Here is a 21,278-nt window from a genome sequence, read left to right as displayed (position 1 = left end):
ACGCCGGTGGCCGATCCGGGGCGCGATCGGCCGGGCCCGGTCAGTTCGACACGCGCTTCGGCGCGACACCGCCGACGCAGCGGTCGTCGCGGTACAGCGCCCACTCCTCGCAGACGCGGCCATCCTTGAACATGCACATCCCGACCTGCCCGCTCGGCAGGCTGCGGACCACGTGGCGGCCGCCGAGCTTCTCGCAGTTGACCGACGCGGGATTGGCCATCGCCGCCTGCGCGGGCGGCTGCTGCGCGGGCGGCAGCGGTTGGGCGAACGCGCCGGGCGCAGCGAGCGCCAGCGCACAGATGACGACCAGACGGACGGACATTGCACGCTCCTCGTTTTTGTTCGCGGAACGGTCAGGATAACGGGGAATGAGCGCGGAGTGTGCAAGGCCGGCGCAGGTCGCGAGACTGTCGCGCCGACGCAACCCTGCCGGCGCGCGACGTCATGTGCCGGTACGCCGCTGCCGCCCGGCCCGCTCCGTCACGCGGCGCCGACGAGCCGGTAGCCGACGCCCGTTTCGGTGACGATGTGCTCGGGCTGCGCGGGGTCGAGCTCGAGCTTCTGGCGCAGGTGCGCCATGTAGATGCGCAGGTAGTGATGGCTTTCGACGTGCGAAGGCCCCCACACGTCGCGCAGCAATTGGCGGTGCGTGAGCACGCGCCCCGCGTGACGCACGAGCGTCGCGAGCAGCCGGTATTCGAGCGGCGTCAGGTGCACGATCTCGTTGTCGCGCCACACCTGGCGCAGCGCGAGATCGACGGTCACCGTGCCAAAGGTCACCTTCGGCGATTCGTTCGCGCCGCCCTGGTTGCGCCGGCGCAGCTGCGCACGAATCCGCGCGCGCAGTTCGGACACGCCGAACGGCTTGGTCAGGTAGTCGTCGGCGCCCGCGTCGAGCGCGGCGACCTTCTCCTCTTCCTGCGTGCGCGCGGACAGCACGATCACCGGCACCTCGGACCAGCCGCGCAGTTCGCGGATCACGTCGAGGCCGTCGGTGTCGGGCAGGCCGAGGTCGACGATCACGAGGTCGGGCTTGCGCGTCGCCGCGTCGATCAGCCCTTGCTTGCCCGTCTCGGCCTCGAACACCGCGATGTCCTCCTCTTCGAGCGCGGCGCGCACGAAACGGCGGATCTGCTTTTCGTCCTCGATCAGGACGACGGTCAGGCTGGGTTCACTCATGGTCTGGCAATGACTCGGATGGGGACGATGCGCCCGGCACATCGGATTCTTCGTCGGGCACGGCCGGCGCGGCCGGTGGCGTTTCGACCGGCAGCGTGAACCAGAAGCGCGCGCCCGTCACGTGGCCGTCGGGCGCGGTGCGGTTGAGCGCGCCGATTTTACCGCCGTGCGCTTCGACGATCGCACGGCAGATCGCAAGGCCCAGGCCGATGCCCGGCGTCGCCGATTCCTTTTCGCCGCGCGTGAATTTGTCGAAGATGCGCGTTTCCATTCCGGCCGGCAGGCCCGGGCCGTGATCGTCGACATGGACGCGCACGAACGGCAGCCCGTCGTCGGTCACGCGTTCCGCGCCGATGTCGATCGGCGTATCGGGCGGCGTGTACTTCGCCGCGTTCTCGAACAGGTTGGTGAACAGGCGCTCCATCAGCACCGCGTCCATCTGCAGCAGCGGCAGGTCGGCCGGCAGCGTGACGCGCGCCGGATGACGCGCAAGCACACGCTTGCATGCGGCGAGCGCGGCGCCGACGGTTTCCTCGAGCAGCGACCACTGGCGCTTGAGCTGCAGGCTGCCGGCCTGCAGCCGCGCCATGTCGAGCAGGTTCGTGACGATGCCCGTCATGCGCAGCGCCTCGTCGTGGATGGCGTCGACGAGTTCGCCTTCGCGCTGCGCGAACCGCTCGGCCGCCGTGGCGTCGCCGCCCTGCGCGGCCGCGCGCCCGTTCGCGAGCATCGACGAGAAACCGACGATCGTCGTGAGCGGCGTGCGCAGGTCGTGCGAGATCGCCGACAGCAGCGAGTTGCGCAGCCGTTCGGACTCCATGTTGACGAGCGCATCGCGCGCGATGTCGACGTAGTGCACGCGTTCGAGCGCGAGCGCGATCTGCGCGGCGAACGCGTCGAGCATCCGCTGCTGCTCGGGCACCTCGAGTTCGCGCGGCTCGCGCGACGCGACCGCGAGCACGCCGCGCGTACGCATCGGCGCCTTCAGCGGCAGGTACAGCGCGGCCGTCGCGGGCAGCGTGTCGGTGCCGCGGCCGGCCGGCTTCTGCTGGTCGTACACCCACTGGCCGACGTCGCTGTCGAGATCGGCGCCCGTCAGCGTGACGGCCGCGTCGGGGTCCTCGATCTTCTGCCGCACCTTGTCGGCGCTGTCGGGCAGCAGGAATGCGACGCGCGCGCGAAACACCTCGCCCACGTGGCGGCTGCCGATCTCGACGATCTGCTCGGTCGTCAGCGCCGCGCCAAGCTCGCGCGCCATCGCATAGATCGCGCCGGTGCGGCGCTCGCGGCGCTGCGCGACGCTTGCCTGGCGCGTCAGCGTCGACGTCAGGTGGCTGATCACGAGCGACGTCAGCAGCATCCCGAAGAAGGTCAGCAGGTATTGCGTGTCGCTGACCGAGAACGACATGCGCGGCGGCACGAAGAAGTAATCGAACGCGGCCACCGACAGGAACGACTGCAGCACGCCCGGCCCGCGCCCGAGCCGCACGGCCGAGAACACCACGCCGAGCAGGTACAGCATCACGAGGTTCGTCAGGTCGAGCCGCTCGGATACGAGGTTCGCGACAACGGTGATCGCCGCGCAGATCGCGGCGGCATACGCGTAGTGCCGCGGCGGCGAACGATGCGTGCCGAACTGCGCAAACGCATCGCGCCAGTCGCGCACCCGCGCATCGAGCGGCGCGGCGCGCGCCTCGTCGCTCGCGGACGCACGGATCAGCATCAGGTCGACATCGCCCGCGCGTTCGGCGAGCTGCTCGCCGAACGGCCGCGCGAGGCGGCGCACGAGTCCGGCCTTCGGCGAGCCGCCCGCGACGATCTTCGATACGTTGCGCACCTTCGCATAGCCGATCAGCGCGGCCACCGCGTCGGCGCCGGCGAGCGTGGCCGTCTCCGCGCCGAGTTCGGCCGCGAGCTTCAGCGCATCGAGCGTGCGCTGGCGCCGCGCATCGGGCAGCCGCTGCAGGCGCGGCGTCTCCACGTACACGGCGAGCCAGTCGGCCTTCAGGCTCGCGGCGAGCCGCGCGGCCGCGCGCACGAGCGTCGGCGCTTCGGGGCCGGGCCCGACGCACACGAGCAGCCGCTCGCGCGCCTGCCAGATGCGCTGGATCGAACGGTCGGCGCGGTATTCGCGCATCTGCGCGTCGACGCGATCGGCCGTGCGCCGCAGCGCCAGTTCGCGCAGCGCGATCAGGTTGCCCTTGCGGAAGAAGTTGCGCACCGCGCGCTCGGCCTGCTGCGCGAGATAGACCTTGCCGTCGCGCATCCGCTCGAGCAGCTCCTCGGCCGGCAGGTCGACGAGCGTGACTTCGTCGGCCGCATCGAACACGCGGTCGGGCACGGTCTCCCACACGCGGATGCCGGTGATCGCACCGACCACGTCGTTCAGGCTTTCGAGATGCTGGACGTTGACGGTCGTATACACGTCGATGCCCGCGTCGAGCAATTCGTAGACGTCCTGCCAGCGCTTCAGGTGCCGCGCGCCCTGCACGTTCGAATGCGCGAGCTCGTCGACGAGGATCAGTTGCGGCTCGCGCGCAAGCGCGCCGTCGAGATCGAATTCGGCAAGCGTGCGGCCGCGATAGTCGATGCGCGCGAGCGGCAGCACGTCGAGGCCGTCGAGCAGCGCGGCGGTTTCGCTGCGGCCGTGGGTCTCGACGATGCCGACGACGACGTCGACGCCTTCCTGCAGGCGCTGGCGCGCGGCCTGCAGCATCGCGTAGGTCTTGCCGACACCGGCGGAAGCGCCGAAGAAGATCTTGAGCTGGCCGCGCCGCTGCTTTTCTTCGTCTCGCTGCAGCTTGTCGAGGAGTTGGTCTGGATCGGGACGGTTCATGCGTCAGGAAAGCGGAGCGCCCGGATGCGCGCGAGTACGAGCATTGTTGTTCCAAATCGCCGCAAAAGGCAAAGACGGCGCATGCGCCGTCGGGAAAAAAGCATGTCCGGCGCGGATCGTGCCGCGCCGGACGCCGGTTGTCACCGGAAGCCCGGCCGCGCGCTCAGTGCGCGGCCTGCGCCGCGTCGAGTGCGAGGTTCAGCTTCAGCACGTTCACGCGCGGCTCGCCGAGCACGCCGAACTGGCGGCCCGTCGTGTTCGCGGCCACGAGCTGCGCAACCGCATCCGGCGCCAGGTTGCGCGCCTTCGCGACGCGCTCGACCTGGTACGCGGCGGCGGCCGGCGTGATTTCCGGATCGAGGCCGCTCGCCGACGCCGTCACGAGATCGACCGGCACGGGCTTCGACATGTCGGTGCCGGCATCGTGCAGCGCGGCGATGCGCCCCTTCACCTGGTCGGCGAGCGACGGGTTCAGCGGGCCGAGGTTCGAGCCGCCGGAGCCGGTCGCGTTGTACGGCATCGGCGACGTGGCCGAGAGCCGGCCCCAGAAGTACTTCGGCGCGTCGAACGGCTGGCCGATCAGCGCGGAGCCGACCGCCTTGCCGTCCTTCTCGATCAGGCTGCCGTTCGCCTGCGACGGGAACACGGCCTGGCCGAACACGGTCATCACGGCCGGGTAAGCGAGCCCCGTCACGGCGGTCAGGACGACAAAGAGCACGACGAGCGGGCGAATCAACGTTTTCATGATGTTTCCTTCAAATGCGGCCGGCTCAGGCCCAGCCGAGTGCGGCGAGCGTCATGTCGATCAGCTTGATGAACGGGAATGGCAGCAGCACGCCGCCGAGGCCGTAGACCAGCAGGTTGCGGCGCAACAGCGACGCGGCGCCGAGCGGCCGGTACGTGACGCCCTTCAGCGCGAGCGGAATCAGCGCGACGATGATCAGCGCGTTGAAGATCACCGCCGACAGGATCGCCGACGCCGGCGACGTCAGGTGCATGATGTCGAGCACGCGCAGCTGCGGGTAGGTCGTCACGAACGCGGCCGGGATGATCGCGAAGTACTTCGCGATGTCGTTCGCGATCGAGAAGGTCGTCAGCGAGCCGCGCGTCATCAGCATCTGCTTGCCGATCTCGACGATCTCGATCAGCTTCGTCGGGTTCGAGTCGAGGTCGACCATGTTGCCGGCCTCCTTCGCCGCCTGCGTGCCGGTGTTCATCGCCACGGCCACGTCGGCCTGCGCGAGCGCCGGCGCGTCGTTGGTGCCGTCGCCCGTCATCGCGACGAGCCGGCCAGCCGCCTGGTGCTCGCGGATCGTCGCGAGCTTGGTTTCCGGCGTCGCTTCCGCGAGGAAGTCGTCGACACCCGCCTCCGCCGCGATCGCCGCGGCCGTCAACCGGTTGTCGCCCGTCACCATCACGGTCTTGATGCCCATCTTGCGCAGTTCCGCGAAGCGCTCCTTGATGCCGCCCTTCACGATGTCCTTCAGCTCGATCACGCCGAGCACGCGCGCCGCCCCTTCATGCAGGTCGGCCACCACGAGCGGCGTGCTGCCGCGGCGCGCCACCTCGTCCACCGCGCGGCGCACTTCTTCCGGGAAGCGGCTGCCGTGCGTCTCGACGTAGCGGCGGATCGCGTCGGCCGCACCCTTGCGGATTTCACGACCCGGCAGGTCGACGCCGCTCATCCGCGTCTGCGCGGAAAAGCCGATAAACGCCGCATGCAGCTGCGCCATGTCGCGCTGGCGAATGTTGAAGCGCTCCTTCGCGAGCACCACGATGCTGCGGCCTTCGGGCGTTTCGTCGGCAAGCGACGACAGTTGCGCGGCATCGGCCAGCGCTTCCTCGGTCACGCCCGGCGCCGGCACGAACGTCGACGCCTGGCGGTTGCCGAGCGTGATCGTGCCGGTCTTGTCGAGCAGCAGCACGTCGACGTCGCCGGCCGCTTCCACCGCGCGACCCGACGTCGCGATCACGTTCGCCTGCATCATCCGGCTCATCCCGGCCACGCCGATCGCGGACAGCAGCCCGCCGATCGTCGTCGGGATCAGGCACACGAGCAGTGCGACGAGCGCGGTGATCGTCACCACGTGGCCGGCCTTCATCGCTTCGACCGAGAACATCGAGAACGGCAGCAGCGTTGCGGTGGCCAGCAGCATCACGATAGTCAGCGCAACGAGCAGGATCGTCAGCGCGATCTCGTTCGGCGTTTTCTTGCGCTTCGCGCCTTCGACCATCGCGATCATCCGGTCGAGGAACGCCTCGCCGGGGTTCGCGGTGACCTTGACGACGATCCAGTCGGACAGCACGCGCGTGCCGCCCGTCACCGACGAAAAATCGCCGCCCGATTCGCGGATCACCGGCGCGGATTCGCCGGTGATCGCCGATTCGTCGACGGATGCGACGCCGTCCACGACCTCGCCGTCCGCCGGGATCACGTCGCCGGCCTCGACCAGCACGACGTCGCCACGGCGCAGCTCGGTCGCGGTCGTGATGCGGATCGGCGACTTCGGATGCGGCTCGTTGAGCTTCTTCGCCATCACGTCCTTCTTCGCGCTGCGCAGCGATGCGGCCTGCGCCTTCGAGCGCCCTTCGGCGAGCGCTTCGGCGAAGTTCGCGAACAGCACGGTGAACCACAGCCACAGCGCGATCGCGAGGATGAAGCCCGCGGGCGCCTCGGCCTGGCCGGCGAGCGCCGCGATCCACAGGATCGTCGTCAGGATGCTGCCGACGTACACGCAGAACATCACCGGGTTGCGGAACTGCGTGCGCGGCGTGAGTTTCTTGAACGAGTCCACGATCGCCGGGCGCAGCAGCGCCGGATCGAACATGGACCGTGTTGCGGAATGTTGAGTCATTGCGATCTCTTCAATCTCTTCAGTCTTTTCAAGGTGTCGCCATGCGGGCGCGCGTTACGCGCCCAGCCACATCATCAGGTGCTCGACGCCCGGGCCGAGCGCGAGCGCCGGCACGTAGGTCAGCGCGCCCACCAGCAGCACGGTGCCGAGCAGCAGCACGACGAACAGCGGACCGTGCGTCGGCAGCGTGCCGCTCGTCACCGCGATGCGCTTCTTCGCGGCGAGCGAACCGGCGATCGCCAGCACCGGCACGATCGTGCCGAAGCGGCCGAACCACATCGCGATCGCGGTCATCCAGTTGTAGAACGGCGTGCCGACCGTCAGGCCCGCGAACGCGCTGCCGTTGTTGTTCGCGGCCGAGCTGAACGCGTACAGGATTTCCGAGAAGCCGTGCGGGCCCGGGTTCGCGATGCCGGCCTTGCCCGCATCGGCAAGCACGGCGATCGACGTGCCGACCAGCACGAGCAGCGGCGTGAGCAACACGACGATCGACACCATCTTCATCTCGTACGCTTCGATCTTCTTGCCGACGTATTCCGGCGTGCGGCCGATCATCAGGCCGGCGACGAACACCGCGAGCAGCGCGAACACGAGCATCCCGTAGAGGCCCGAGCCGACCCCGCCGTAGACCACCTCGCCCAGTTGCATCAGCAGCATCGGCACGAGGCCGCCCAGCGGCGTCAGCGAATCGTGCATCGTGTCGACCGCACCGCACGACGCGGCCGTCGTCGCGACCGTGAAGATGCCGGTCTGCGCGATGCCGAAGCGCGTTTCCTTGCCTTCCATGTTGCCGCCCGGCTGCAGCGCGCTCGCCGACTGGTCGACGTGCAGCGCGGCAAGGGTCGGGTTGCCGCCCTGCTCGGCGCTTACCTCGACACCGATCGCGATCACGAACGCGACCGTCATCGCCGCAAGCACCGCGATGCCCTGCCGGCGGTCGCCGATCACGCGGCCGAACACGAGACACAGCGCGGCCGGGATGATCAGGATCGCGAAGATCTGGATGAAGTTCGCGAACGGCGTCGGGTTCTCGTACGGGTGCGCGGAGTTCGCGTTGAAGAAGCCGCCCCCGTTGGTGCCGAGCATCTTAATCGCTTCCTGCGACGCGACCGGGCCCATCGCGAGCGTCTGCTTCGCGAGCGGGGTCGGCACCGTGACCGCATTGCCCTTGTCGTCCTTCACCGGGTTGCCCTGCGCATCGAGCTTCGGCGCCGCGTAGGTGCTCGCCTGCAGCACCGGCACGTCCTGGTACGCCTTCATGTTCTGGATCACGCCCTGGCTCATCAGCAGCGCGGCGATCACGACCGACATCGGCACGAGCACGTACATCGTCACGCGCGTCAGGTCGACCCAGAAGTTGCCGATCGTCTGCGCGGTGTGACGTGCGAAGCCGCGGATCAACGCGATCACGACGACGATGCCGGTCGCCGCCGACAGGAAATTCTGCACAGTGAGGCCGAGCATCTGCGTCAGGTAGCTGACGGTCTGCTCGGGCGTGTAGTCCTGCCAGTTCGTGTTGGTGACGAAGCTGACGGCCGTGTTGAATGCGCCGTCGACCGTCATCGGGCCGAACTGCTGCGGATTGCCCGGCAGGAAGCCCTGCAGGCGCAGCAGGCCGTAGAGGAACAGTGCGCCGAGCGCGTTGAACGCGATCGTCGCGATCGCATACTGCTTCCAGTTCATCTCGCTGCCGGCGTCGACGCCGGCGATGCGGTACAGCACGCGTTCGAGCGGCCCGAACACGCGCACGACCCGCGAGCTGCCGTCCATCACCGCCGACAGGTAGCGCGCGACCGGCACGGCCGCCGCGAGCAGCACGACGATGAACAGCAGCGTCTGCAACAGGTTGTTCGCGTTCATTCGATGTCCTCCGCGCGCAGCAGCGCAAAGACGAGATACGCAAACAGCAGCGCCGTCGAGGCGCCCGCCAGCCAAAGCATCCAGGTCATGCTCGCCCCCCGCGACCGTATTGCACAAGCTTGTCGCAACCGGCGACCAAACCGAGGATCAACGCGGTGAAGAGCACCAGAGCGCCGATGAAAACCCCATCCATTTTTGTGTTCTCCGTCGTCGAAATCAGACGACTAGAACCTTATGGGAACGCACGTAAAGGACGGGTCAAAGGTATCGGGGCGGATATAAAAAACGTGTAAACGCGCGGACGGGGCAAACCGGGAGGCGGGACGGACGGCGCCACGGCGCCGCCCGCGGGGGTGCGTGCCGGCATGGCGCCGGCACGGGGGGATGGATCAGGGAACGAGGATCGTCGAGCCGGTGGTCTTGCGCGCTTCGAGATCGGCATGCGCGCGGCCGACTTCCGCGAGCGGATAGCGCTGGTTGATGCTGGTCTTCACCTTGCCCGACAGGATCACGTCGAACAGCTCGGCGGCCGCGGCTTCGAGATCGGCGCGCTTCGCGATGTACGAGAACAGCGTCGGCCGCGTGAAGAACAGCGACCCGCGCGACGAGAACTCCTTCGAGTCGATCGGCGGCAGCGGGCCCGACGCGTTGCCGAAGCTGACGAAGTAGCCGAGCGGCGCGAGGCAGTCGAGCGAGCCGATGTAGGTATCCTTGCCGATCGAATCGTAGACGACCGGCACGCCGGCGCCGTTCGTGATCTCCTTCACGCGCTGCGTGAAGTTCTCGCGCGTGTAGACGATCGGGTGATCGCAGCCGTGCGCCTTCGCGAGTTCGGCCTTTTCGTCGGAGCCGACCGTCCCGATCACGGTCGCGCCGAGCGCCTTCGCCCACTGGCACACGAGCAGGCCGACACCGCCGGCCGCCGCGTGGATCAGGATCGTGTCGCCGGCCTTCACCGGATACGTGCGGCGCAGCAGGTAGTGCGCGGTCAGGCCCTGCAGCATCACCGACGCGGCATCGTCATAGCTGATGCCGTCGGGCAGCTTCACGAGCCGCTCGGCCGGCATCACGCGCTCCTGCGCGTACGCCCCCGGCGGCTGCCCGACATACGCGACGCGGTCGCCGGCCTTGAGCGCGGTCACGCCGTCGCCGACGGCCGTCACTTCGCCGGCGGCCTCCATCCCGAGGCCGCCGGGCAGCGGTTGCGGATAAAGGCCGGTGCGGAAATACACGTCGATGTAGTTGAGCCCGACCGCGTGCTGCCGGATGCGGACCTCGCCCGCCTTCGGCTCGCCGACTTCGACATCGACCCACTTCATCACGTCCGGGCCGCCCGGCTGGTCGTATCGGATTGCTTTCGGCATCGTTTCGCTCCTCGTCTGTCAATCGGTCAGGAAAAATTCCGGGTCGCCGATGCGCGGGCCGGCCGATTCATGCGGGAACCGGGCCGCAGGCGCGTATCGCGACGCACGATTCTCGCGCGTCGCCGCCGTCCGTGCATGGCCCTGCCGCGAACAGGGGCAATCGGGCGCGGCGCGCGCCTAACAAACGTCCTGCATGTTGCGCGCCAGATCGTCGAGCAGCATCCGCGCGGTGGCGACGTTGGTCGCAACCGGCACGTCGTGCACGTCGCATGCGCGCACGAGCGCGGTGATGTCGGGGTCGTGCGGCTGCGCGGTCATCGGGTCGCGCAGGAACACGACGATGTCGACGCGGCCCTCGGCCAGTTCCGCGCCGATCTGCAGGTCGCCGCCGAGCGGCCCCGACAGCTTGCGCTCGACCTCCAGCCCGTGCGCGGCTGCGATGCGGCCGCCCGTCGTGCCGGTCCCGACCAGCCGGCATTGCGCGAGCGTCGCGCGGTATTCGCCCGCGAGCGCGACGATCTCGTCCTTCTTCGCGTCGTGCGCAATCAATGCGATGCGGGGTTTGCTCATCTCCAGTTCCTTCGTCGTTCGGTTGTTGTCGTGATCGTGAAGCGAAACGCGCGGGTCAGAACGTACCCGGGTACGCACCGCCGTCGAGCAGCCAGTTCTGCCCGGTGATATAGCCGGCATGCACGCTGCACAGGAACGCGCAGGCCGCACCGAATTCCGCGCGCGTGCCGAGGCGGCCGGCCGGGATGTCGTTCGCGCGCCGCGCGCGCATTTCGTCGACCGTCACGCCCTGCGCCTTCGCCGAGGCGGCGAGCGTCGTCGCGATCCGGTCGGTGTCGAACAGCCCCGGCAGCAGGTTGTTGATCGTCACGCCCTGGCCGGCGACCTTGCGCGACAGCCCCGCAACGAAGCCCGTCAGCCCCGAGCGCGCGCCGTTCGACAGCGCGAGCACGTCGATCGGCGCCTTCACGGCCGAACTGGTGATGTTGACGACCCGGCCGAAGCGGCGCGCGATCATCCCGTCGAGGGTCGCGCGGATCAGCTCGATCGGCGTCAGCATGTTCGACTCGAGCGCGCGGATCCAGTCGTCGTGCGAAAAATCGCGGAAGTCGCCGGGCGGCGGGCCGCCGGCATTCGTCACGAGAATGTCCGGCTGCGGGCAGGCGGCGAGCGCGGCCGCGCGCCCGTCCGGCGTCGTGATGTCGCAGGCGACTGCCGTGACCGACACGTTCGCGCCGGCGCGGATCTCCTCCGCGGTCTCCTCGAGCGTGTCGCGCGTGCGCGCGACGATCACGAGGTTCACGCCCTCGGCGGCCAGCGCTTCCGCGCAGCCGCGCCCGAGACCCTTGCTTGCCGCGCATACGAGCGCGGTCTTTCCTTCGATACCGAGATCCATCGTCGACTCCCTGGTGGCGACGCGCGCCGGGACGGCCCCGCGCCGCCGGGGGGCGGGCGAACGGGCGGGCGCGGCGCGCGGATTGTCGTGAGACGTCGATAATATCCGGATCATGCGGCGCGCCTTGGTAAAATTGCGGCCATAAGCGACGGCCGGCTTGCGCCCGCCGCCGCCCCCCGATCCCCTTTTGCCGCCAAGGCGCCCCCGTCATGAAACAGGACAGCCGTTTCCCGAATCTCTTCATCACCGATCACCCGCTGATCCAGCACAAGCTCACGCACATGCGCGACAAGGACACGTCCACGCGCACGTTCCGCGAGCTGCTGCGCGAGATCACGCTGCTGATGGGCTACGAGATCACCCGCAACCTGCCGATCACGACCAAGCGGGTCGAAACCCCGCTGGTGGCGGTCGACGCCCCCGTGATCGCGGGCAAGAAGCTCGCGATCGTGCCCGTGCTGCGCGCGGGCATCGGGATGTCGGACGGCCTGCTCGACCTGGTGCCGTCCGCGCGCGTCGGCCATATCGGCGTGTACCGCGCCGACGACCACCGCCCGGTCGAATACCTGGTGCGCCTGCCGGACCTGGAAGACCGCATCTTCATCCTGTGCGACCCGATGGTCGCGACCGGCTATTCGGCCGTGCACGCGGTCGACGTGCTCAAGCGCCGCAACGTGCCGGCCGCGAACATCATGTTCGTCGCGCTGGTCGCCGCGCCCGAGGGCGTGCAGGTGTTCCAGGACGCGCACCCCGACGTGAAGCTGTTCGTCGCGTCGCTCGATTCCCACCTGAACGAGCACGCGTACATCGTGCCGGGCCTCGGCGACGCGGGCGACCGCCTGTTCGGCACCAAGAACTGAGTGCCGGCACGGCCGCGCGGCGCGCGGCCCGGTCCGCGGCGGCCTGCCCGGCCGTTCGGCCAGATGCGGCGGCCCCGAACCGGCGGTCGCCGCGTGATAAAATCACGCTCCACTCGACACGCGCGGCCCCGCGGCTTCATGCCCGCCGAAACGGCCGCCGATTCAACGACACATTGAAACAATCGCCCGCGCTGCGCGCCCGGGCACGGAGAAAGGTATGGCTGGTCATTCGAAATGGGCCAACATCAAGCATAAGAAGGCAGCGGCCGACGCAAAGCGCGGCAAGATCTGGACCCGCCTGATCAAGGAAATCCAGGTTGCGGCGCGCCTCGGCGGCGGCGACGTCAACTCGAACCCGCGCCTGCGTCTCGCGGTCGACAAGGCTGCCGACGCGAACATGCCGAAGGACAACGTCAAGCGCGCGATCGATCGCGGCGTCGGCGGCGCGGACGGCGCGAACTACGAAGAGATCCGTTACGAAGGCTACGGCATCAGCGGCGCGGCGATCATCGTCGACACGCTGACCGACAACCGCACGCGTACGGTCGCGGAAGTTCGCCATGCATTCTCGAAGTTCGGCGGCAACATGGGCACCGACGGCTCGGTCGCGTTCATGTTCGATCACGTCGGCCAGTTCCTGTTCGCGCCCGGCACGTCGGAAGACGCGCTGATGGAAGCCGCGCTCGAAGCCGGCGCGAACGACGTGAACACGAACGACGACGGCTCGATCGAAGTGCTGTGCGACTGGCAGGAATTCTCGAAGGTGAAGGACGCGCTCGAAGCCGGCGGCTTCAAGGCCGAACTCGCCGAAGTGACGATGAAGCCGCAGAACGAAGTCGAATTCACCGGTGACGACGCGGCGAAGATGCAGAAGCTCCTGGACGCGCTCGAGAACCTCGACGACGTGCAGGACGTGTATACGAACGCCGTCATCATCGAGGAATGAGATGCCGGCCGCCGCGAGCCTGTCGCGGCGGTGGCCTGACCGATTCCGCGGCCGGCGCGCCTGAGCGTGCCGGCCGCCCTGTTTTCTAGTCTGCGGGGAATCCCATGAAACTACTCGTCGTCGGTTCCGGCGGCCGCGAACATGCGCTGGCGTGGAAGCTCGCGCAGTCGCCGCGCGTCCAGATGGTCTACGTCGCGCCCGGCAATGGCGGTACGGCGCAGGACGAGCGTCTGAAGAACGTCGATATCACGTCGCTCGACGAACTCGCCGATTTCGCGGAAAGCGAAGGCGTCGCGTTCACGCTCGTCGGGCCGGAAGCACCGCTCGCGGCCGGCATCGTCAACCTGTTCCGCGCACGCGGCCTGAAGGTCTTCGGCCCGACCCGCGAAGCCGCGCAGCTCGAAAGCTCGAAGGATTTCGCGAAGGCGTTCATGAAGCGCCACGGCATCCCGACGGCCGACTACGAAACCTTCGCCGATGCGGCGGCCGCCCACGCGTACATCGACGCGAAGGGTGCGCCGATCGTCGTGAAGGCCGACGGCCTCGCGGCCGGCAAGGGCGTCGTCGTCGCGATGACGCTCGAAGAGGCGCATGCGGCCGTCGACATGATGCTGTCGGGCAACAAGCTTGGGGACGCCGGCGCGCGCGTCGTGATCGAGGAGTTCCTCGACGGCGAGGAAGCGAGCTTCATCGTGATGGTCGACGGCAAGCACGCGCTGGCACTGGCTTCCAGCCAGGACCACAAGCGCCTGCTCGACGAAGACCGCGGCCCGAACACCGGCGGCATGGGCGCGTATTCGCCCGCGCCGATCGTCACGCCGCAGATGCATGCACGCGTGATGCGCGAGATCATCATGCCGACGGTACGCGGGATGGAGAAGGACGGCATCCGCTTCACGGGCTTCCTGTACGCGGGCCTGATGATCGACAAGGACGGCAATCCGCGCACGCTCGAGTTCAACTGCCGGATGGGCGACCCGGAAACGCAGCCGATCATGGCGCGCCTGAAGAGCGATTTCTCGAAGGTCGTCGAGCAGGCGATCGCGGGCACGCTCGACACGGTCGAGCTCGACTGGGACCGTCGTACCGCGCTCGGCGTCGTACTGGCCGCGCACGGCTATCCGGACGCGCCGCGCAAGGGCGACCGCATCAACGGGATCCCGGCCGAGACCGAACAGGCCGTGACGTTCCACGCAGGCACGACGCTCGGCGACGGCGACAAGCTCGTGACGTCCGGCGGCCGCGTGCTGTGCGTGGTCGGCCTCGCCGATTCGGTGCGCGAAGCCCAGCAGCATGCGTACGACACGATCAACCAGATCAATTTCGAAGGCATGCAGTACCGCCGCGACATCGGTTTCCGCGCGCTCAACCGCAAGAGCGTGTGACGTCGCAACTGCCGCCCCGCCCCAGCGCGGCGGCGGCCCCTCTGCCGGGGTTCGATAGAATGCCCGGCAGATGCCTTTTTTACGGCCCCCGCTTCGGGCGGGGGCACCCAGTCCAGACATGACCGATTCGACCTACGACGTGGCGCGCGTGCGCACGTACCTCCAGGGCCTGCAGACACGCATCGCCGACGCGCTCGGCGCGCTCGACGGCACGCCGCTCGCGACCGATGCGTGGCAGCGCGGGCCGGCCGAACGCCTGCGCGGCGGCGGCTGCACGCGGATTCTCGAAGGCGGCCGCGTGTTCGAACGCGCGGGGATCGGCTTTTCCGACGTCGCGGGCGACGCGCTGCCGCCGTCGGCGAGCGCGGCGCGCCCGCAGCTCGCGGGCCGCGGCTTCGAGGCGCTCGGCGTGTCGCTCGTGCTGCACCCGCGCAATCCGTACTGCCCGACCGTCCACATGAACGTGCGGATGCTGATCGCGACGAAACCGGGCGAGGAGCCCGTGTTCTGGTTCGGCGGCGGCATGGATCTGACACCGGTTTACGGTTTCGAGGACGACGCGCGGCATTTTCACCAGACCTGCAAGGATGCGCTCGACCCGTTCGGCGTCGCGCTCTATCCGCGCTTCAAGAAGTGGTGCGACGAGTATTTCTTCCTGAAACACCGCAACGAGATGCGCGGCATCGGCGGGATCTTCTTCGACGATTTCTCGGAACCCGGTTTCGAACGCTCGTTTGACATGATGCAAAGCGTCGGCGATGCGTTCCTGCAGGCGTACCTGCCGATCGTCGAGCGCCGCGCCGAGCTGCCGTACGGCGAGCGCGAGCGCGACTTCCAGGCATACCGACGCGGCCGCTACGTCGAATTCAACCTCGTGTTCGACCGCGGTACGCTGTTCGGCCTGCAAAGCGGCGGCCGCACCGAATCGATCCTGATGTCGATGCCGCCTGTCGCGAACTGGCGCTACAACTGGCAGCCCGAGCCGGGTTCGCCGGAAGCGCGCCTGTACAGCGACTTCATCGTGCCGCGCGACTGGGTCTGAGCCCGCGCGCCCCGCTGCCCCAAGGAAAGGACGCGTTTCTGGACACCACCGCCCGCCCCGCCCCGCTGCCGCGTCGTATCGGCTTGCTGGGCGGTACTTTCGACCCGATCCACGACGGCCATCTCGCGCTCGCGCGCCGGTTCGCCGAACTGCTCGGCCTGACCGAACTCGTGCTGCTGCCCGCCGGGCAGCCGTACCAGAAGCGCGACGTATCGGCCGCCGAACACCGGCTCGCGATGACGCGCGCGGCCGCCGGCTCGCTGTCCGTGCCGGGCGTGACCGTGACCGTCGCCACCGACGAGATCGAGCACACCGGCCCGACCTACACGGTCGAGACGCTCGCGCGCTGGCGCGAGCGGATCGGTCCGGATGCGTCGCTGTCGCTGCTGATCGGCGCCGACCAGCTCGTGCGCCTCGATACGTGGCGCGACTGGCGCAAGCTGTTCGATTACGCGCACATCTGCGTGTCGACGCGCCCGGGTTTCGACCTGGGCGCGGCGCCGCCGGACGTTGCGCAGGAAATCGCCGCGCGGCAGGCCGGCGCCGACGTGCTGAAGGCCACGCCGGCCGGCCGCCTGCTGATCGATACGACCCTTTCGTTCGACATCGCCGCGACCGACATCCGCGCCCACCTGCGCGAATGCATCGCGCGCCATGCGCAAATGCCCGATGCGTCGGCCGAACATGTGCCGGCCGCCGTATGGGCCTATATTCTTCAACATCGCCTCTACCATTCCTGAATCCATGGATATTCGCAAACTGCAGCGCGTGATCGTCGACGCCCTCGAAGACGTCAAGGCGCAAGACATCAAGGTGTTCAACACCAGCCACCTGACCGAACTGTTCGACCGCGTGGTCGTCGCCTCGGGCACCTCCAACCGCCAGACCAAGGCGCTCGCGTCGAGCGTGCGCGACAAGGTCAAGGAAGCCGGCGGCGACATCGTCAGCTCCGAAGGCGAAGACACCGGCGAATGGGTGCTGGTCGACTGCGGCGACGCAGTCGTGCACATCCTCCAGCCGGCCCTGCGCCAGTACTACAACCTCGAGGAAATCTGGGGCGACAAGCCCGTGCGGATGAAGCTCGGCGGCGGCAAGGCCAACGGCTTTGCCACGGCCAGCGAAGGCGACGAAGACGAAGAGGAAGCCGCACCGGCCCGCCCGGCGCGCAAGACGGCCGCCCGCCGCCGTTAAGCCGTCGCGCGTCATCCGATGAAGCTTTTCATCCTCGCGGTCGGCCACAAGATGCCGGGCTGGATCGCATCCGGCTTCGACGAATACACGAAGCGGATGCCGCCCGAGCTGCGCATCGAGTTACGCGAAATCAAGCCTGAACTGCGTTCGGGCGGCCGCAGCGCCGAAAGCGTGATGGCGGCCGAGCGGCAGAAGATCGAGGCTGCGCTGCCGAAGGGCGCGCGCCTCGTCGCGCTCGACGAGCGCGGCCGCGACTGGACCACGATGCAGCTCGCGCAGGCACTGCCCGGCTGGCAGCAGGACGGCCGCGACGTCGCGTTCGTGATCGGCGGCGCCGACGGGCTCGATCCGGAACTGAAAGCGCGCGCCGACGTGCTGCTGCGCATCTCGAGCATGACGCTGCCGCACGGGATGGTGCGTGTGCTGCTCGCCGAACAGCTTTACCGTGCGTGGAGCATCACGCAGAATCACCCCTACCACCGCGCATGACGTGTCGTCCTCGAGACGGGCGCCGTGCGCGCCCAACGAGATAACGACACCATGCCGTCCAGCACGCCCCCCGCGCTTTTCCCGACCCTTTACCTCGCTTCGCAAAGCCCGCGCCGCCAGGAGCTGCTGCAGCAGATCGGCGTACGCTTCGAGCTGCTGCTGCCGCGCCCCGACGAGGATGCCGAAGCGCTCGAGGCCGAACTGCCCGGCGAAGCCGCCGATGCGTACGTGCGGCGCGTGACCGTCGCGAAGGCCGAAGCCGCGCGTGCGCGCCTCGTCGCGAGCGGCAAGCCGGCCGCGCCGGTGCTGGTCGCCGACACGACCGTGACGATCGACGGCGCGATCCTCGGCAAGCCGGCCGACGCCGACGATGCGCTCGCGATGCTCACGCGCCTCGCGGGGCGCGAGCACGCGGTGCTGACCGCCGTCGCCGTCATCGACGCCGGCGGCGAACTGCTGCCGCCCGCGCTGTCGCGCTCGCTGGTGCGCTTCGCGGCCGCGTCGCGCGACGACTATGCGCGCTACGTCGAAACGGGCGAGCCGTTCGGCAAAGCCGGCGCGTACGCGATCCAGGGGCGCGCGGCAGAATTCATCGAGCGAATCGACGGATCCCATTCAGGTATCATGGGTCTGCCCCTTTTTGAGACCGCCGCGTTGCTGCGCACCGCACGCGTCTCCTTCTGAACTGCACCCATGAACGAAGAAATCCTGATCAACCTCACGCCGCAGGAAACGCGGGTCGCACTCGTCCAGCAAGGCGCGGTGCAGGAGCTTCACGTCGAGCGCACGCTGTCGCGCGGGCGGGTCGGCAACATCTATCTCGGCAAGGTCGTGCGCGTGCTGCCCGGCATGCAGTCGGCGTTCATCGACATCGGCCTCGAGCGTGCGGCATTCCTGCACGTCGCCGACATCTGGCATCCGCGCCTCGCGGGCGAGCCGCAGTCGGGCACGCCGCACCAGCCGATCGAGAAGATCGTGTTCGAGGGCCAGACGCTGATGGTCCAGGTGATCAAGGATCCGATCGGCACGAAGGGCGCGCGGCTGTCGACGCAGGTCAGTATCGCGGGCCGCACGCTCGTCTACCTGCCGCAGGAGCCGCATATCGGCATCTCGCAGAAGATCGAGAGCGAGGCCGAGCGCGAGGCCGTGCGTGCGCGCCTGACGGCCGTGATCCCGCCGGACGAGAAAGGCGGCTACATCGTGCGCACGATTGCCGAGGATTCGACCTCCGACGAACTGGCCGGCGACGTCACGTACCTGCGCAAGACGTGGGCGACGATCGTTGCTCAGGCGCAGCGGCTGCCTGCGACGAGCCTGCTGTACCAGGATCTCGATCTCGCGCAGCGCGTGCTGCGCGATTTCGCGAACGACGACACGACGCGCATCCAGGTCGATTCGCGCGAGACGTACCAGCGCCTCGCGGAATTCGCGGGCGAGTTCACGCCGGCCGTGAGCCCGAAGCTGCACCACTACACCGGCGAGCGGCCGCTGTTCGACCTGTACAACATCGAGACGGAGATCCAGCGCGCGCTGTCGCGCCGCGTCGACCTGAAGTCGGGCGGTTACCTGATGATCGACCAGACCGAGGCGATGACGACGATCGACGTGAACACGGGCGGCTACGTCGGCGCGCGCAACTTCGACGACACGATCTTCAAGACCAACCTCGAGGCCGCGCACACGATCGCGCGCCAGCTGCGGCTGCGCAACCTCGGCGGGATCATCATCATCGACTTCATCGACATGGAGAACGCCGAGCATCGCGATGCGGTGCTGTCCGAGCTGAAGAAGGCGCTGTCTCGCGACCGCACGCGCGTGACGGTCAACGGCTTCTCGCAGCTCGGCCTCGTCGAAATGACGCGCAAGCGCACGCGCGAATCGCTCGCGCACGTGCTGTGCGAACCGTGTCCGACCTGCCAGGGCAAGGGCCAGGTGAAGACGTCGCGCACCGTGTGCTACGACATCCTGCGCGAGATCCTGCGCGAGTCGCGGCAGTTCAACCCGCGCGAATTCCGCGTGATCGCCGCGCAGCAGGTGATCGACCTGTTCCTCGACGAAGAGTCGCAGCATCTCGCGATGCTGATCGACTTCATCGGCAAGCCGGTGTCGCTGCAGGTCGAGTCGAATCTGAGCCAGGAGCAGTACGATATCGTGCTGATGTAACGGTCGTTCGAGTGCGAATGCGCGAAATCCCCGGGCGCGGTACGGATTTCGCGCATCCGGCATGCATCTGCGGACGACTATTCGTCGCGAGTTGCTTCCCATGCAAAGCGCTCGATCGCATCGGTATCCCATCGGCCGATGCGCATCGCTTCCTCCAGCATGCCGAGCGTAAGCGGCACGAGTTCCGGGGCACGATATTTCGACGACAACAGGCCAACGAACGTTCGGACCATATCCAGCGTGTCCGGACCGATGTATCGCCGATACGGGAAATGCTCGACGTCGATCCCGAAGGTCTCGCGCCACTTGTCGATGAATTCGATCGCGTCGATTTCCGTGACGCGGAGGTCCTCTTCCATCCGGCTTGAACGTGACAGCTTCAACGGACCGCCAAAGAGCGGGCGCCCAAGTTCCTCACGCGCGAACGCTTCGAGCCGATCCCATGCCGTGCCGGTCATATCAGAGCACCCTGTCTTCCGGTTTTGCAATGCTGTTGTAGACCTGCACCGTGTTCCACATGACGACTGCCGCACCGGTGGCAAGCACGGTAGCGCCGACAACCGGCACTGCACGCCCGACGAACGCACCGAGGTTACGGGTCGTCGCGATTCGCACACCACCTGCACCGGCTTTCGTGATGGCCCGCAGCCGAATTCCGACGTTGAACGGCAGCGCCTTGCGGGCGGCAATCGACACAACGGATGTACCGGCCACCGCGCCGCGCAGCTTGCCGGGAATCGGTACATCGTTCTGTCCCAACAGGACAGCAGCCGCGGCGCCGAGGTCGTAAAAGCCAAACCGTTTGCAAACCTGATTCACGGCAACCCAAAAAACAGATCCCCAGGCGTGAGATCCACACACCCCTCGTACACATAGCGATTGCCCGACATACGGACCTCGTTGTCGTTCGAATAGCCGCCGACCTTAGCAAAGCCGAACGCGCTCGCCATCCCTGTATCATTCGGTCATGCGTGCAACGGTCCGCTTGACCGGGCCACACGGCGAAAGGCGCATCGAGCATTGGTTTAAGAACAGTTTCCAGACGAGCCCCGCGACAACGACACGTCGCGACGGCTCGACGCTCCACCCTTTCGCCGCCGGCCCCGGCCATGCGGCACGTCGACATGGTGTCCGCGCCAGCCGCCGCGCTATCCTTTCCCACCTCTCATTCATTCATCACACACCATGAGCCAAGGCCACAACCGCCGCCAGCGCAAGAAACTCCACATCGGCGAATTCCAGGAACTCGCGTTCAACGCCACCGCGCATTACCGCAACGAAATGACCGACCTCGAACGCGGCGAGCTGATCGACGCGTTCATCGACTTCGTCGAAGCGAACGGGCTGATGACCGTCGCGTCCGCGGACGAAGGCATCGGCGCCTACGTGATCTCCGGCGCGCCGCGCGGCACCACGACCGACGCCGATCGCGAGCTCGTGCGCGGGTGGCTGGCCGCCCGTCCGGAACTGACGGACGTCAAGGTCAGCGAATTCACCGACGCGTGGTATCCGGACGCCTGATCGCCAGGTTTCACGCTGCGCCAGGCAGCGCCCGCGCCTGCCCGCCCTAACGGCGGGCAGGCCAGCACCGCCCCTCCCTCGCCCCCCCCACCTCCTCCCCCATTCACACGATTCATCCCGTGTCGACCGTGATTACCCCGATTTCCGTATTGAATCGGACGCTTACTTCAATTTAACGATCA

The 21,278-nt window shown here is 67.9% G+C and carries 21 protein-coding genes and 1 pseudogene; 10 read left to right on the top strand and 12 right to left on the bottom strand.

The window, feature by feature from the left end:
- Window positions 1-40: 40 nt before the first annotated feature.
- The 10 genes from BLA15945_RS27060 to BLA15945_RS27015 all read right to left on the bottom strand — a co-directional run bounded on the left by BLA15945_RS27060 (window position 41) and on the right by BLA15945_RS27015 (window position 11,499).
- Complete coding sequence (locus BLA15945_RS27060) at window positions 41-322, bottom strand: putative hemolysin (RefSeq protein ID WP_059233578.1); 282 nt, start codon at window positions 320-322, stop codon at window positions 41-43.
- Window positions 323-480: 158 nt separating this feature from the next.
- A complete protein-coding gene (gene kdpE, locus BLA15945_RS27055; protein WP_059233577.1) occupies window positions 481-1,179 on the bottom strand; it encodes a two-component system response regulator KdpE in 699 nt (232 codons plus the stop codon).
- Window positions 1,172-4,015, bottom strand: a complete 2,844-nt coding sequence (locus BLA15945_RS27050) for a DUF4118 domain-containing protein (protein ID WP_059233576.1) — start codon at window positions 4,013-4,015, stop codon at window positions 1,172-1,174. Before BLA15945_RS27050 ends, kdpE begins: the two co-directional genes overlap by 8 nt.
- Before the next feature lie 163 nt (window positions 4,016-4,178).
- Complete coding sequence (gene kdpC, locus BLA15945_RS27045; protein ID WP_059233575.1) at window positions 4,179-4,760, bottom strand: potassium-transporting ATPase subunit KdpC; 582 nt, start codon at window positions 4,758-4,760, stop codon at window positions 4,179-4,181.
- Window positions 4,761-4,785: 25 nt separating this feature from the next.
- Window positions 4,786-6,870: a potassium-transporting ATPase subunit KdpB gene (kdpB, locus tag BLA15945_RS27040; protein ID WP_059233574.1), complete on the bottom strand. Its 2,085-nt coding sequence runs from the start codon at window positions 6,868-6,870 to the stop codon at window positions 4,786-4,788.
- A 54-nt stretch (window positions 6,871-6,924) separates the two neighbouring features.
- Window positions 6,925-8,730, bottom strand: coding sequence for a potassium-transporting ATPase subunit KdpA (gene kdpA / locus BLA15945_RS27035; protein WP_174993813.1), 1,806 nt, complete (start codon window positions 8,728-8,730; stop codon window positions 6,925-6,927).
- The gene (gene kdpF, locus BLA15945_RS27030) at window positions 8,727-8,819 is read right to left on the bottom strand and encodes a K(+)-transporting ATPase subunit F (RefSeq protein ID WP_006752209.1); all 93 of its coding nucleotides are present in this window, start codon (window positions 8,817-8,819) and stop codon (window positions 8,727-8,729) included. Before kdpF ends, kdpA begins: the two co-directional genes overlap by 4 nt.
- 300 nt (window positions 8,820-9,119) lie before the next feature.
- The gene (locus BLA15945_RS27025; RefSeq protein WP_059233572.1) at window positions 9,120-10,094 is read right to left on the bottom strand and encodes a quinone oxidoreductase family protein; all 975 of its coding nucleotides are present in this window, start codon (window positions 10,092-10,094) and stop codon (window positions 9,120-9,122) included.
- Window positions 10,095-10,271: 177 nt separating this feature from the next.
- On the bottom strand, window positions 10,272-10,664 hold the full coding sequence (locus tag BLA15945_RS27020; protein ID WP_059233571.1) for a methylglyoxal synthase: 393 nt from the start codon (window positions 10,662-10,664) through the stop codon (window positions 10,272-10,274).
- Between the two features lie 55 nt (window positions 10,665-10,719).
- On the bottom strand, window positions 10,720-11,499 hold the full coding sequence (locus tag BLA15945_RS27015) for an SDR family oxidoreductase (protein WP_059233570.1): 780 nt from the start codon (window positions 11,497-11,499) through the stop codon (window positions 10,720-10,722).
- 209 nt (window positions 11,500-11,708) lie between these two features.
- On the opposite strand from BLA15945_RS27015, the gene upp reads away from it, so the two are divergent.
- The 9 genes from upp (at window position 11,709) to rng (ending at window position 19,575) form a co-directional block, all read left to right on the top strand.
- Window positions 11,709-12,359, top strand: a complete 651-nt coding sequence (upp, locus tag BLA15945_RS27010) for a uracil phosphoribosyltransferase (protein WP_006481871.1) — start codon at window positions 11,709-11,711, stop codon at window positions 12,357-12,359.
- A gap of 217 nt (window positions 12,360-12,576) precedes the next feature.
- Window positions 12,577-13,305, top strand: coding sequence for a YebC/PmpR family DNA-binding transcriptional regulator (locus BLA15945_RS27005; protein ID WP_059233569.1), 729 nt, complete (start codon window positions 12,577-12,579; stop codon window positions 13,303-13,305).
- Between the two features lie 104 nt (window positions 13,306-13,409).
- The gene (purD, locus tag BLA15945_RS27000) at window positions 13,410-14,690 is read left to right on the top strand and encodes a phosphoribosylamine--glycine ligase (protein ID WP_059233568.1); all 1,281 of its coding nucleotides are present in this window, start codon (window positions 13,410-13,412) and stop codon (window positions 14,688-14,690) included.
- 118 nt (window positions 14,691-14,808) lie between these two features.
- Window positions 14,809-15,732 (top strand): oxygen-dependent coproporphyrinogen oxidase, encoded by a 924-nt coding sequence (gene hemF, locus BLA15945_RS26995; RefSeq protein ID WP_059233567.1) that lies wholly within the window; start codon window positions 14,809-14,811, stop codon window positions 15,730-15,732.
- A complete protein-coding gene (locus tag BLA15945_RS26990) occupies window positions 15,723-16,472 on the top strand; it encodes a nicotinate-nucleotide adenylyltransferase (protein WP_404823587.1) in 750 nt (249 codons plus the stop codon). The genes hemF and BLA15945_RS26990 overlap by 10 nt, the downstream gene beginning before the upstream one ends.
- Before the next feature lie 4 nt (window positions 16,473-16,476).
- A complete protein-coding gene (gene rsfS / locus BLA15945_RS26985; protein ID WP_059233565.1) occupies window positions 16,477-16,923 on the top strand; it encodes a ribosome silencing factor in 447 nt (148 codons plus the stop codon).
- An 18-nt stretch (window positions 16,924-16,941) separates the two neighbouring features.
- Window positions 16,942-17,412, top strand: a complete 471-nt coding sequence (gene rlmH / locus BLA15945_RS26980) for a 23S rRNA (pseudouridine(1915)-N(3))-methyltransferase RlmH (RefSeq protein ID WP_006484265.1) — start codon at window positions 16,942-16,944, stop codon at window positions 17,410-17,412.
- A 51-nt stretch (window positions 17,413-17,463) separates the two neighbouring features.
- A complete protein-coding gene (locus BLA15945_RS26975; protein ID WP_059233564.1) occupies window positions 17,464-18,096 on the top strand; it encodes a Maf family protein in 633 nt (210 codons plus the stop codon).
- Window positions 18,097-18,105: 9 nt separating this feature from the next.
- Window positions 18,106-19,575, top strand: a complete 1,470-nt coding sequence (gene rng / locus BLA15945_RS26970; protein WP_059233563.1) for a ribonuclease G — start codon at window positions 18,106-18,108, stop codon at window positions 19,573-19,575.
- 77 nt (window positions 19,576-19,652) lie between these two features.
- Here the strand turns inward: rng and BLA15945_RS26965 are convergent, their stop codons facing one another.
- Both BLA15945_RS26965 and BLA15945_RS26960 read right to left on the bottom strand, forming a co-directional pair.
- Window positions 19,653-20,033, bottom strand: coding sequence for a DUF1493 family protein (locus tag BLA15945_RS26965; RefSeq protein ID WP_174993812.1), 381 nt, complete (start codon window positions 20,031-20,033; stop codon window positions 19,653-19,655).
- A gap of 1 nt (window position 20,034) precedes the next feature.
- Window positions 20,035-20,465 (bottom strand): annotated as a pseudogene (locus BLA15945_RS26960) (STM2901 family protein).
- A 295-nt stretch (window positions 20,466-20,760) separates the two neighbouring features.
- On the opposite strand from BLA15945_RS26960, the gene BLA15945_RS26955 reads away from it, so the two are divergent.
- Complete coding sequence (locus BLA15945_RS26955) at window positions 20,761-21,096, top strand: YggL 50S ribosome-binding family protein (RefSeq protein ID WP_059233561.1); 336 nt, start codon at window positions 20,761-20,763, stop codon at window positions 21,094-21,096.
- Window positions 21,097-21,278: the final 182 nt, after the last annotated feature.

It is taken from the genome of Burkholderia arboris (assembly GCF_902499125.1).
Taxonomy (GTDB): domain Bacteria; phylum Pseudomonadota; class Gammaproteobacteria; order Burkholderiales; family Burkholderiaceae; genus Burkholderia; species Burkholderia arboris.
This window is presented reverse-complemented; position numbering and strand designations above follow the sequence as displayed.